Genomic DNA, 12,903 nt, shown 5'->3' on the forward strand with positions numbered 1-12,903 from the left:
GGCGAGCAGCAAGGTGGCTCGGTCAAGCCGCACGCGGCACGCTCACCTGATCCAGCACGTGGCGGACGGATTGCAGCGCCGATTGCAGCGCGCCTTGGATCCAGGCGTGCGCGACCGAGAGGTGTTCGCCCGCGAAGAACACCCGCGGCGCCGGGGCAGGATGCGGCGCGGCGATTCCCGCGAGGTAGCGTGCGTGCTGCCCGGGCGCCAGGTAGGCGAACGCGCCGCCGCCCATGCCGACCTGCTCGTCCCAGGTCCAGTGCACGACGTCGTCCACCGCGGCGGTGAGACCGGGGTGCAGCTGTTCGAGCGAGGCGAGCACCACCCTGGTGCGGTCGGTTTCGGGCAGCGCCGCGAACCGCCGGGCATTGTTCTCCCACAGGTAGGCGGCGGTCAGCACGGCCGGGGCGTGCGACCGGTCGTGATCCGCTGCCGCCCAGCGGGATTCGCCGGGCACCGGCTGGGCGTTGTCCGACGGGTACCACACCTGCTGGATCGGCAGATCGGTGAAGCTGCCGCCGCCGAAGATCCCGTCGACGTGTTCCCAGTGCCGCTCGCGCACGTGCACGAGCGTTTTCGTGCTGCTGGCGTAGCTGATTCCGCGGATCGCCTGCCGCTGCTGTGCGGGCAGCGCGGGGGAGATGTCGATCTGGTCCAGGCCGGGCGCCGGAGTCGCACAGACCACGAAGTCGACCTCGTCGGTGAGCGCAGCGCCGTGCCGCTCGCCCCGCAGCCGCACGCCGTCGGCGGTGACGTGCAGTTCGGTGATGCGAGTGGCCAGCCGGAGACTGCCCGGGCGCAACGCGTCGGTGAAACCGCGGATCAGCGCGTCGGTTCCGTCCACCAGCTCCAGCTGGTCGACATTGAACAGCCCGAAGTAGTCGACCAGCACCTCCAGCAGCGAGGCGTGCTCGTAGTGCAGCAGCCCGCTGGCGTGCCCGATCAGGTCCCACGCGTCCGGCGAGAGCCGCTGCCTGGCGAACTGCCACAGCGAGGTCGCGGCCAGCCGGTCCAGTTCGGGATCGGCCACGTCCCCGGCCAACAGCGCCTTGCGCCGATGGTCGCCGAGCCTGTGCCAGGCATCGCGCAGCAGGCGTTCGAGCGCCAGCAGCGGGTCGGTTCGCTCGGCCTCGCGCAGCTGATAGGCGGGCAGCACCTCACCCACCTTCGACCTGCGCACCCGCCGTCCGCGCAGCAGGTAGTACGCGTCGGGATTGGCGTTGACGAAAGGCCGTGTGGCCAAGCCGAACTCGTCGACATAATGCAATGTGCAGTGGTGATTGCCTGGGATCCGCATCGCACCCAGCTCGCCGTGGGTGCCGTCCCAGAACCGCCAGGTGCGGACACGTCCGCCGGGCCGCGCAGTGCGCTCGTACACGGTGACGTCGAGGCCGTGCCGTTGCAGCTCATAGGCGGCGGCCAGACCGCTGGCACCGGCGCCGATCACGGCGACGCGGGCGGGACCCGCGCAACCGGGGCGGCGCAGCTCGCCGGGGAACGCGAAAGACTCGTCGAACAGGCGGTCGGAGGTACGGCTGGTCATCGATCGTCAACTCCCCATCGGCATGAAGCACTGATGACCGTTCCACCGGTCGGCTACCGGGGATCGGTGTCTGCCTACGAGATTGGCGTTCAGCCGCCGACGGGACGAGTGTTGTGCTCAGCTCGAGCGCAACACCTCGGTGCAGCAAGCCGCTCGATGCCCGGTCGGCCCGCTTCGGAAGCTGACAGTGAGAGCCGTTGCGGGCCAATACTTCCCAAAGCATTATGTGCAATCGGCCGATCCCGCCGCGTCGCCGATCCCCGCGTCCCCATGGATTGTCGAAGACTCAGCGTGCGACTGAAATGTGCTCCCGCGGTGACGTTGTCGGGTCGCAGCCCGGACTCGGGTAGGGCGATACTCGTATCAGGGCTCGCCGTAGAGCTTCTCTCCGGCGAGCTTGCGCCGCTCCAGTTCGCGCAGGATCTCCCGCACCGTCTCCAGGTTCAGATCGTCCAAGCGCTTGAACCGGATACAGGACTTCCCGCAGCTGACTTTCCCGAGCCGGTCGGCATACCGCTCGGCCACATACTCCCCGGCCTCCAGCGCCGAAATATAGAGCGACACATAGTTCTTACGTGCGGCGAGCGCGACGACCGGCCATTCGCCCGGTTCCCTCATGCTCTTGGACCGGTACGGCAGCATGCCGTACCCCAGCATGGGCGCACCCATGCCCTTGGTGAGCACCGGTTCGAAAGTCGGTGCGCTGGAGCGGATCACCACGTCCAGCGCACGCAACTCCACGGACCGGTCACCCGCCGCGGCAAGGAACCGTTCGAACTCCTGCTCGTCGATGCTCACGGTTTCGCGCTGATGTCGACGCCAGGCGCCGCGTCGGTGATGACGGAGTCCGCGGCGACCACGGCGCCGGCGCCCTTCCCGCGCTTACGCGCCCGCAGCCGCTGTTCCAGCTTGGTCGCCACCAGAGTCAGCGCGCTGTTGAGCGCGATCATGATGACCGCGATGATCATCAGCGCCGGGACGGTGTTCTGTTCGGCCGCGCCGAGCTGTTGGCCCGAGCGCACGATTTCGACATAGGTGATCTGGTAACCCAGCGCCGAGTCCTTGAGCGCGACCACCATCTGCGAGACCAGCGCGGGCAGCATCGCCGTGATCGCCTGCGGCAACAGGACCAAGCGCATCAGCTGGCCCTTCCGCATGCCCAGCGCGACAGCCGCCTCGGCCTGCCCCTTCGGCAGCGACCGGATGCCCGCCCGCACGATTTCCGCGATAACCGAGCCGTTGTAGATGGTCAGCGCGGTGACCACCGCGGCGAGCGCGAGGTCGTCGGACTTGAACAGGTCGTAGTCGGAGTACACCGCGAACAGGAAGATCATCAGGATCAGCACCGGGATCGCGCGTGCCACCTCGACGATCGCACCTGCCACCCAGCGCACGGCCCGATGGTCCGACAGCCGCAGCACGCCGAAGATCATGCCGAGGATCAAGGCCAGCACGATCGACAGCAGCGCGGCGACGATCGTGCCCCGCAGACCCGGCAGCAGGTAGGTCGACCAGACCTCGGCTTCCAGGAACGGCTGCCACTTCTCGGCGGTGAACTGTCCCTTGTCGGCGAATCCGCGGTAGAGCACCCAGAGCGCCGCAGCCACCGCGACCACGACCAGGACCGAGTAGGCGCTGTTGCGCAGCCTCGCCTTCGGACCTGGCGCGTCGAACAGAACCGAAGCACCTGCGCTCATGCCTGCGCCTCACTGACGCTCGGCTCCGGCATGACCGCACTTGCGGCTGTGTTGATGCTTCGCTCGCTCATCGGGCCACCTCGTAACGCTTGGCCAGCCAGCCGAAGAACAGGCCGGTCGGCAGGGTCAGGATCACGAAGCCGAGCGCGAAGATCGCGCCGATCGCCAGCACCGCGGCCTCGGTCTCGGTCATCTCCGCCATCAAAGTCGCGGCCTCGGCGACGCCGATGGCGGAGGCGATGGTGGAGTTCTTCGTCAGCGCGATCAGGACGCTGCCCAACGGGGCGATGACCGAGCGAAAGGCCTGAGGCAGGACGATCAGCCGCAGGTTCTGCAGGAAGCCGAAGCCGAGCGAGCGCCCCGCCTCGGACTGGCCCATCGGCACGGTGTTGATGCCCGCGCGCAGCGACTCGCAGACGAAGGCGGCGGTGTAGATGCTCAAGCCGATGACCGCGAAGCGGAAGTTGTTCTGCGCCAGCGAATCCGGGCCCTCACCCGCGAGCCGCCAGCCCATCGTGGTGTAGAGGCCCAGCGACATGAACACGATGATCAGCGTGAGCGGGGTGTTGCGGAAGATGGTGACGTAGGCGGTGCCGATCCAGCGCGCGACCGGCACGGGTGATACGCGCAGCGCGGCGACGACGGTGCCCAGGATCAGCGCGCCGATCGCCGACAGCACGCTCAGTTGGATGGTCACCCAGAAGGCTTCGAGGATTTCGGTGTCGTACCTCGAGATCAGGTCGAACACGGCGGACGCGTCCCTCCGATCGGGTCTCGATGGTCAGGGGAAGTGCGGCGGGTGGCCCGGTCCGGTCGGGGCCGGGCCACCCGTGCTGGGGAAGACGGAGGAACTCAGTACCGGTTCACCGTCGGCGGCTGCGGGGCCTGGTAGCCCGAGGCGCCGACGGTCGAGTCGAACGCCTTCTTCCAGGAGCCGTCGGCGATCATCGCCTCGATCGCGTCGTTGATCTTGTCGCGCAGTTCCTTGTCGCCCTTCTTCAACCCGATGCCGTAGTTCTCCGTGGTGAACGGCTTGCCGACCACCTTGAACGCGCCGGTGCTCTGCGCGGCGTATCCGGCCAGGATGATGTCGTCGGTGGTCACCGCGTCCCACGAACCCGCGCGCAGGCCCTCGAGGCACAGCGAATAGGTGTCGTTGGCCTGCAGCTGGGTGTCGGGGAAGTTCTTGCTGATGTTCTGCGCCGGGGTAGAGCCCTTCACCGAGCAGACCTTCTTGCCCTTCAGATCATCGGGGCCGTTGATGGCGGTGTTGTCGGCACGCACCAGCAGCGACTGACCCGCGATGTAGTACGGACCGGCGAAGTCGATCTTCTCCTTGCGCTGGTCGTTGATCGAGTAGGTGGCGACGATGTAGTCGACCTGGCCGTTCTCGATCAGCGTCTCGCGCTGGCCGGAGGGGGATTCCTTGAACGTGACGCCCTCGGGCTGCACGCCGAGCTTGCCCGCGACGTACTTGGCCACCTCGACATCGAAACCGCTGTAGGAGCCGTCCTTGTTCCGCAGGCCCAGACCCGGCTGGTCGAACTTGATGCCGATGGTGAGCTTGCCGTCCTTGGCGTGGTCCAGGGCGGATTTGTCGTCGCCGCCGCCACAGCCGGTGGCGGTCGCGGCGGCGAGTGCCAGGGCGATCGCCCCGACACCGAATCGCAGGGCACGGTTGATCCTCATCGAGTTTTCCTTCTCCCTCTCGTGGGTATTGCTGGCCGCTGTGTCCGGCAGGTCAGTGGCTCAAGATCTTGCCCAAGAAGTCCTTGGCGCGGTCGGACTTCGGGGCGGTGAAAAAGGCGTCCGGCGGCGCGTCCTCTACCACCTGGCCGTCGGCCATGAACAGCACCCGGTTCCCGGCGCGGCGGGCGAACCCCATCTCGTGGGTGACGACCAGCATGGTCATCCCCTCCTTGGCCAGCGACACCATCACCTCGAGCACCTCGTTGACCATCTCCGGGTCCAAGGCGGAGGTCGGCTCGTCGAACAGCATCACCTTCGGGTTCATCGCCAGCGCGCGGGCGATCGCGACGCGCTGCTGCTGCCCGCCGGAGAGCTGGGCCGGGTACTTGTCGGCCTGGTTGGCGATGCCGACCCGGTCGAGCAGTTCCATGGCCCTGGTGCGGGCAGCGTCCTTCTTGATCTTGCGGACCTTGATCGGCGCGAGCATGACGTTCTCCACGATCGTCTTGTGCGCGAAAAGGTTGAACGATTGGAACACCATGCCCACGTCGGCGCGCAGCGCGGCGAGCGCGCGGCCCTCGGCGGGCAACGGGACACCGTCGATGGCGATGTCGCCGGAGTCGATCGGTTCCAGTCGGTTGATGGTGCGGCACAGCGTCGATTTACCGGAACCCGAGGGGCCCAGCACGATGACGACCTGTCCCTTGGGAACCTCGAGGTTGATGTCCCGGAGTACATGCAGGTCGCCGAAGTGTTTATCCACACTGCGAATCGAGATCATCGGCGGCGCGCTGGTGGCGGCGCTGACGGCCCCGGCAGGAGCGTCCCCGATCGTGTCGGGGATAGCGGCGTCGTCGGTCATGGACAAGACCTTAAGCAAAAATTGGGGATTTGCCCGGGTTTCGGCGACACACCGTCTCGCCGCGCCGATTTGACACGTCGACGTAACCAATCGGTCCACCGCTCCGTTCGCCCGGATATGTGCCCGGAGCCTGCGCGGATGCCCGCGAAACCCGCCGGACGGGCCCCCGTACCCTGGATGGGTGGATTCGATCGGACAGGCAGTGTTGTCGCCCGCGCCCGCAGAGGGCACGGCACGCAGTTACGAGGTCCGCACCTTCGGTTGCCAGATGAACGTGCACGATTCCGAACGCTTGTCGGGCCTGCTGGAGGACGCGGGATACGTGAAGGCCGCGCCCGGCGCGACGGCCGACCTCGTCGTGTTCAACACCTGCGCGGTGCGTGAGAACGCCGACAACAAGCTCTACGGCACGCTCGGCCACCTGGCGCCGGTCAAAGCGGGCCGTCCCGGCATGCAGATCGCCGTCGGCGGCTGTCTGGCGCAGAAGGACCGCGACGTCGTGGTGCGCAAGGCGCCTTGGGTGGATGTGGTGTTCGGCACACACAACATCGGCTCGCTGCCGGTGCTGCTGGAGCGGGCGCGGCACAACCGGCAAGCCCAGGTGGAGATCCTGGAGTCGCTGGAGGCGTTCCCGTCCACCCTGCCCGCCAAGCGCGAGTCCGCCTACGCGGGGTGGGTCTCCATCTCGGTCGGCTGCAACAACACCTGCACCTTCTGCATCGTGCCCGCGCTGCGCGGCAAGGAGGTCGACCGCCGTCCCGGTGATGTGCTCGCCGAGGTGCAGGCGCTGGTCGACCAGGGCGTGCTCGAGGTGACCCTGCTCGGCCAGAACGTGAACTCCTATGGCGCGTCGTTCGCCGACCCGGCCGAGCCACGCGACCGCGGCGCGTTCGCCAAGCTGCTGCGCGCTTGCGGGACCATCGACGGCTTGGAGCGGGTCCGTTTCACTTCGCCGCACCCGGCCGAGTTCACCGATGACGTGATCGAGGCGATGGCCGCGACCCCGAATATCTGCCCGCAGCTGCACATGCCACTGCAGTCGGGTTCGGACCGGGTGCTCAAGGCCATGCGGCGCTCCTACCGCAAGGCTCGCTACCTGGGGATCATCGAGAAGGTGCGTGCCGCGATGCCGCACGCGGCGATCACCACCGACATCATCGTCGGCTTCCCCGGCGAGACCGAAGAGGACTTCCAGGAGACCTTGGACGTGGTCCGGCGGGCGCGCTTCACCAGCGCGTTCACCTTCCAGTACTCCAAGCGGCCCGGTACCCCCGCCGCTGACATGCCCGATCAGCTCCCCAAGGCCGTCGTGCAGGAGCGCTACGACCGGCTGATCGTGCTGCAGGAGGAGATCTCCCTGGCCGCCAACCATGAGCTGGTCGGTACCGAGGTGGAGCTGCTGGTTGCCGAGGGGGCGGGCAAGAAGAACGCCGCGACCGCCAGGATGAGCGGACGCGCCCGCGACGGCAGGCTGGTGCACTTCCGCCCCGGCGGCACCGCCGAGCCGATCCGCCCCGGCGATCTGGTCACCGTCGACATCACCGGCGCGGCCCCGCATCATCTGATCGCCGACGCCGGGATCAAGACGCACCGCCGCACCCGCGCCGGTGACGCGCACGAGCGCGGCGTCACGCCGAAGACAGCCCCCATCGGCGTCGGTCTCGGCCTGCCGCGTATCGGTGCGCCCGCCCCTGAACCGGCGGCCGCGGGCTGCTCCACCGGCTGCGGCGCATGACCACCAGGCCGGACGACGAGGGCGACGCCGCGCGCCGCGGCGGGGTCGAACCCGCGTCCGGCGACGACGAGCGCGGCACGTCTGCGGAGACCCCGGAACAGGCCGGGAAATCCGCGAGCGCCGCCGGAGACGAACGAAACGAGGACTCAGTGAGCTCGGTCGAGAGCGCCAGCGACTTCGAACAATTCCGGGACGATCTCGATGCTGTCGAGCGCAGGATCGCGGGGGAGATCGACCCCGGCGTGCGCGCCATGGTGGTGGCCGGAGCCGTGTTCCTGCTGCTGGTGTCGCTGGTCTTGCCGCATGCGGGCGCGGCACGCGGGTTCGACGTGCTGTTGAACACCGACGTCGCGCGCATCGAGCACATCGGGCTGCCCTCGCGGGTCTTCGTCTGGTTCATCGCGGTCTTCGGCATCGGATTCTCGACGTTGGCGCTGATGACCCGCCGCTGGGTGCTGGCCTGGATCGCCGTCGCGGGCAGCGCTGTCGCCAGCGTGTTCGGCGTCCTTTCGATCTGGCACCGCCAGACCCCCGGGCTGGGCAACTATGTCGGCGCCGGCCCCGGCTTCGGCCTGATCCTCGGCGCCATCGTCGCGATCGTGCTCACCTTCCACTGGGTGCGCGTGGTGTGGAGCCGCACCGCACTGCACTTGGCCGCCGAAGAGCAGCGCCGCAACGCCGCCGCATCCGCGGAGGAACGCGATCGCCGCCGCCTCACCGGCGAATCCTGACCAGAATTCATGCCGACGGCACGGGGCCCCTCCAACCAGAGGGACCGCCGCCGTTGATCCGGGCCGGTACCCGGCACAATCGGCGCTGCCGGACACAGTCCCGTCATCAGGCCGCATCGGGCTGTGCGGAGGCTCGGGGTAGCCGCTTGTGTGCCGGGCTGTGTGGAGGCTCGGGGTAGCCGCTTGTGTGCCGGGCTGTGTGGAGGCTCGGGGTAGCCGCTTGTGTGCCGGGCTGTGTGGAGGCTCGGGGTAGCCGCTTGTGTGCCGGGCTGTGTGGAGGCTCGGGGTAGCCGCTTGTGTGCCGGGCCGAGCGAAGGCTCGAGGTAGCCGCTTGTGTGCCGGGCTGTGTGGAGGCTCGGGGTAGCCGCTTGTGTGCCGGGCCGAGCGAAGGCTCGAGGCAGCCGCTTATGCGCCGGGCCGAGCGAAGGCTCGAGGCAGCCGCTTGTGTGCCGGGCCGAGCGAAGGCGAGGCAGCCGCCTAGAGGTTGCTGACGGCGCCCTCGGCGGCCTCGGCCCACTCGCGCCACTGCTTGGCCTGCTCCAGCGCCTTCTCCGCGTCGCGGACGTTGCCTGCGGCCTGCGCCTTGGCGGCCTGTTCCTCGAATTGCGCCACGCGCTCCCGGAACTGGGCGGCGCGTGCCATCGCCTCCGGGTCGGTGCGCCGCCACTGCGCGTCGGCGGCGTCGCGGACCCGCTTCTCGATCGCTCGCAGCTTGCCCTCCAGTTCCTGCATGCGCTCGCGGGGCACCTTGCCGATGGCGTCCCACTTGTCCTGGAGTTCGCGCAGCGCGCTGCGGGCGGCGTCCAGGCCGGCGGACGGGTCGATGTTCGCGTAGGCGCTCAGCAGTTCCTCTTTCGCCGACGCGTTCTGCTCGAACTCGGCGTCGCGCTCGGAGACGGCGGCGTTGCGCGCGGCGAAGAAGACGTCCTGCGCGCTCTTGAAGCGCCGCCACAGCGCCTCGTCGGCCTCGCGCGGGGCACGGCCGGCGGCCTTCCATTCGGCGAGCAGGTCACGGAAGACGCCCGCAGTGGTCACCCAGTCGGTGGACCCGGACAGCTCCTCGGCCCGCACGCACAGTTCCTCCTTGCGTACCTTCGCGGCGGCGCGTTCGCGGTCCAGTTCGGCGAAGTGCGCGCCGCGGCGGCGGTTGAATGCCTCGCGCGCCTTGGAGTAGCGCTTCCACAGCGCGTCGTCGACCTTGCGGTCCACCCCCCGGATGGACTTCCACTCCTCGAGGATCTCGCGCAGCCGATCGCCCGCGGCCTTCCACTGGGTGGACTCGGCGGCGATCTTCTCCGCCTCGGCGGCCAGCGCCTCCTTGCGCTCGGTGTGCTCGTGGCGGGCGCGCTCCTTCTCCTCCTTGGCGTGCGCGGCCGCTTCCTCGGAGTGTTCGGCGATGGCCTGCAGACGGCGGGCCAAGCCATCGATGTCGCCGATGACGGCGGCGGTCGGCAGCGATTCGGCCAGCGCCATCGCGGCGGCCTTGGTCTTGCGGGCGTCCGCGCCCGCCGCCAGCCTGGCCTCCAGCAGGGCGACCTCGGTGGCCAGGTCGTCGAACCGGCGGCCGAAGTGGGCCAGGCCCTCGGCGGCGTCACCGGCTTGCCAGGAGCCGACCTGGTGTTCGCCCTCGGCGGTTTTCACCCACGCGGTGCCGTCCTCGTCGACCCGGCCCCACACGCTGGGATCGGAGACGGTGGGCACGACAACGGGGTGCGGGTGCTGCTGGGCCGGGCCCGGGGCGGGTTTGACCGCGTGCGGCTTGGGTGGTTGAGTCGAGCTACCGGGTTTCGGGACACCGGAAGAGCGCGGCATCTTGCCGGGGCTGGCTTTCGCGGTTCCGTTGCTGTCGGTCATTTTTCCTCGTCCCTGCCGCGCGTCACGGCTGCCTGGTTACGCCCTAGCTCATCCCATTCAACCCGGTCCGAGCTCTTGTGACCATCGATCCTCGCCTTCCCGCGGAGGAATCCCGGGGATTCCAACCCCTGATGACCTGGGTTGTAGCTTCTCGAACACTATCAATCCCGGGCCTGTTTCCGGCAGAGACACTCGAAGCCGGACGGCGCCCGTGGTCGCGGCAACGACTACGGTTACGACGTGTTCTCCATCGCCGCTCTGGTTCCATCGCCGCCCATCCTGGTGCCGGAGCTGTGCGGTGGCGTGGCGGACGCGGGGGAACCCGATCCGCGCCGCGTGCTGCGTGCCGCGGTGCTCGACACCGTGCGCGCCTTCGCGTCCGTGACCGACCAGTGGATGGTGATCGGAGCGGGCGCCACGGACCGCACGCTCGGTCCGGAAACCGTCGGCACTTTCCACGGGTTCGGCGCCGACGTCCGGGTCGGTTTCTCGGCCGCGGCGGTCGCCGGAACGGAACGAGCAGACCCGGAGCTGCCGCTGGCCGCGCTGATCGCCGGATGGTTGCGCCGGCAGGCCGCGCCGAGCGCCGTCGCCGAGGCCCGCATCGTGGCGGTGCACGCACTGCCCGAGCACTGCGGCGAACTCGGGGCAAAGCTGCGCGCCGAGCTCGACGGCGCCGTCGCGCGGCACGGCGTGCTGGTGGTGGCCGACGGTGCGGCGACGCTGTCCACCAAGGCGCCGGGCTACCTCGACGAGCGTGCCCGCTCCGTGCAGGACGGCCTCGATCGTGCTCTGACCACGGGAGACCGCGCGGCGCTGCGCGTGCTCGATCCGGTGTTGTGCGCCCAACTGTCCCTTGCGGGACGCCCCGCCTACCAGGTGCTGGCCGGGCTGTTCCGCGCCGATCCGGCGGTCGAGACGCGCTACCGCGACGCGCCGTTCGGCGTCGGCTACCACGTGAGTCTCTGGCGCCCGGCGGGAGACGATGCCCCGTGACGGATTCCGGCATCACTCCCATCGCCGTCGTCGGCCCCACCGCCACCGGCAAGTCCGACCTCGCCCTGGACTTGGCCGAACGGCTCGGCGGCGAGATCGTGAACATCGACGCGATGCAGCTCTACCGCGGCATGGACGTCGGCACCGCGAAACTGCCCGTCGCGCAGCGGCGCGGCATCCCGCACCACCAACTCGACGTGCTCGAGGTGACCGACACCGCGTCCGTGGCCGCCTACCAGGCGACCGCGAGCGCGGACGTCGCCGCGATCATGGGGCGTGGGCGGGCGCCGGTCATCGTGGGCGGCTCGATGATGTACGTCCAGGCGCTGCTGGACCAGTGGGACTTCCCGGCCACCGATCCGGCCGTGCGGGCGCGCTGGGAAGCGCTGCTCGCCGAGCATGGTGTCGAGGCGGTGCACGCGGCGCTGCGCGAGGCCGATCCGGCGGCCGCGGCCACCATCCTGCCCACCGACGGACGCCGTATGGTGCGTGCGCTCGAGGTCGTGGAACTCACCGGTCGGCCGTTCGCCGCCTCGGCGCCGACGATCGGGCAGCCGCGCTGGGGCACGGTCATCATCGGCGTCGACCGGGAGACCGCGGCACTGGACGCGCGTATCGAGCAGCGCACCGCCGCGATGTTCGCGGGCGGCCTGGTCGAGGAGGTGCGCGGCCTGATCGAGCGCGGTCTGCGCGAGGGTGTCACGGCCCGGCGTGCCATCGGCTACGCACAAGTCCTGGCCTACCTGGACAACGAATACGACCTGAACCACGCGCAGGAACGCACACTGATCGGCACCCGGCGCTACGTGCGCAGGCAGCGATCCTGGTTCCGGCGCGATCCCAGGGTGCACTGGGTGGACGGCGCCGCACCCGATCTGCCGGCGACGGCGCTGGCCCTGCTCGACGAGAAAGAGAAAGAACGGACTCCGCAGTGACCCGACGTGTGAGCACACGCAACGCTTCCGTCCAGGTGTGGCAGGCCTATCTGAACAACCGCACCAAGCGCCATCGGGACGGCCGGTTCCTGGTGCAGGGAGTCCGTCCGATCACCCAGGCCGTGGCCAACAACTGGCCGCTGGAGACGCTGCTGTATCGCCTCGGTGGCCCCGAGCTGTCGAGCTGGGCGCGCGAATTGCTGGACACCAGCGCGGTGCCGCAGGTCGGGCTGGTGCCCGAGTTGATCGCTGAACTCGGCGAAAAGTCCACTGGCATACCGGAACTGGTGGCCGTCGCGATGTCGCGGCAGCCGGAGCTGGAGACCTTCGAGCCGGGCGAGCCGGGGGAGGACGCGCCGGTGGTCGTGGTGTTCGACCGACCCAACTCGCCGGGCAATCTGGGCACGCTGGTCCGCTCGGCCGACGCCTTCGGAGCCTGTGGCGTCATCGTCACCGGGCACGGCGCCGACCAGTACGACCCGCAGGCCGTCCGCGCCTCCACGGGATCGCTGTTCGCCGTGCCGGTGATCCGCGCGGCCGGGCCCGCCCAGGTGCTCGAGTTCCGCAACCGGCAGATGCGCCGCGGCATTCCGACCCGGATCGTCGGCACCGACGAGCACGGTCACCGCGCCGCCTACGACTACGACTTCACCGACGCGACGATCCTGGTCGTCGGCAACGAGACCAGCGGGATGAGCGCGGCCTGGCAGGCGGCCTGCGACGATATGGTGCACATCCCGATGGGCGGCACGGCCAGTTCACTGGGAGCGCCGTCGGCGGCCGCGGTGGCACTCTACGAAATTTCCCGGCAGCGCCGGGCGTTTGCGAAGTGACGACGAGACAGAGGGAGACAGCGCACGT

The 12,903-nt window shown here is 69.2% G+C and carries 12 protein-coding genes; 5 read left to right on the plus strand and 7 right to left on the minus strand.

Features of this window, described 5'->3' with window-relative positions:
- Positions 1-22 precede the first annotated feature (22 nt).
- From OHA40_RS26450 to OHA40_RS26475, 6 genes are all read right to left on the minus strand, one after another.
- Positions 23-1,543, minus strand: a complete 1,521-nt coding sequence (locus OHA40_RS26450; RefSeq protein ID WP_330229560.1) for a flavin monoamine oxidase family protein — start codon at positions 1,541-1,543, stop codon at positions 23-25.
- 363 nt (positions 1,544-1,906) lie between these two features.
- A complete protein-coding gene (locus OHA40_RS26455; RefSeq protein ID WP_330229561.1) occupies positions 1,907-2,341 on the minus strand; it encodes a DUF1801 domain-containing protein in 435 nt (144 codons plus the stop codon).
- Complete coding sequence (locus tag OHA40_RS26460) at positions 2,338-3,240, minus strand: amino acid ABC transporter permease (protein ID WP_330229562.1); 903 nt, start codon at positions 3,238-3,240, stop codon at positions 2,338-2,340. Before OHA40_RS26460 ends, OHA40_RS26455 begins: the two co-directional genes overlap by 4 nt.
- 67 nt (positions 3,241-3,307) lie before the next feature.
- Positions 3,308-3,988: an amino acid ABC transporter permease gene (locus tag OHA40_RS26465; protein ID WP_330229563.1), complete on the minus strand. Its 681-nt coding sequence runs from the start codon at positions 3,986-3,988 to the stop codon at positions 3,308-3,310.
- Positions 3,989-4,092: 104 nt separating this feature from the next.
- Positions 4,093-4,929 (minus strand): glutamate ABC transporter substrate-binding protein, encoded by an 837-nt coding sequence (locus tag OHA40_RS26470; RefSeq protein ID WP_330229564.1) that lies wholly within the window; start codon positions 4,927-4,929, stop codon positions 4,093-4,095.
- 52 nt (positions 4,930-4,981) lie between these two features.
- Positions 4,982-5,710 (minus strand): amino acid ABC transporter ATP-binding protein, encoded by a 729-nt coding sequence (locus tag OHA40_RS26475; RefSeq protein WP_330234389.1) that lies wholly within the window; start codon positions 5,708-5,710, stop codon positions 4,982-4,984.
- 349 nt (positions 5,711-6,059) lie between these two features.
- On the opposite strand from OHA40_RS26475, the gene miaB reads away from it, so the two are divergent.
- Together miaB and OHA40_RS26485 are read left to right on the plus strand one after the other, a co-directional pair.
- On the plus strand, positions 6,060-7,526 hold the full coding sequence (gene miaB / locus OHA40_RS26480; RefSeq protein WP_330234390.1) for a tRNA (N6-isopentenyl adenosine(37)-C2)-methylthiotransferase MiaB: 1,467 nt from the start codon (positions 6,060-6,062) through the stop codon (positions 7,524-7,526).
- Positions 7,523-8,257: an Rv2732c family membrane protein gene (locus tag OHA40_RS26485; RefSeq protein ID WP_330229565.1), complete on the plus strand. Its 735-nt coding sequence runs from the start codon at positions 7,523-7,525 to the stop codon at positions 8,255-8,257. Before miaB ends, OHA40_RS26485 begins: the two co-directional genes overlap by 4 nt.
- Positions 8,258-8,734: 477 nt before the next feature.
- On the opposite strand, the gene OHA40_RS26490 is transcribed toward OHA40_RS26485, so the two are convergent.
- Entirely contained in the window at positions 8,735-10,111 is a 1,377-nt protein-coding gene (locus tag OHA40_RS26490; protein WP_330229566.1) for a DUF349 domain-containing protein, read from the minus strand.
- Positions 10,112-10,351: 240 nt separating this feature from the next.
- Here OHA40_RS26490 and OHA40_RS26495 point away from each other — a divergent pair, with 240 nt between their 5' ends.
- From OHA40_RS26495 to OHA40_RS26505, 3 genes are read left to right on the plus strand one after another with little or no spacing between them, the layout of a single operon-like run.
- A complete protein-coding gene (locus OHA40_RS26495; protein ID WP_330229567.1) occupies positions 10,352-11,107 on the plus strand; it encodes a hypothetical protein in 756 nt (251 codons plus the stop codon).
- The gene (gene miaA / locus OHA40_RS26500; RefSeq protein ID WP_330229568.1) at positions 11,104-12,042 is read left to right on the plus strand and encodes a tRNA (adenosine(37)-N6)-dimethylallyltransferase MiaA; all 939 of its coding nucleotides are present in this window, start codon (positions 11,104-11,106) and stop codon (positions 12,040-12,042) included. Before OHA40_RS26495 ends, miaA begins: the two co-directional genes overlap by 4 nt.
- Positions 12,039-12,875, plus strand: a complete 837-nt coding sequence (locus OHA40_RS26505; protein WP_330229569.1) for a TrmH family RNA methyltransferase — start codon at positions 12,039-12,041, stop codon at positions 12,873-12,875. Before miaA ends, OHA40_RS26505 begins: the two co-directional genes overlap by 4 nt.
- Positions 12,876-12,903: the final 28 nt, after the last annotated feature.

Origin of the sequence: Nocardia sp. NBC_00508 (assembly GCF_036346875.1) — a bacterium.
Lineage (GTDB): Bacteria > Actinomycetota > Actinomycetes > Mycobacteriales > Mycobacteriaceae > Nocardia.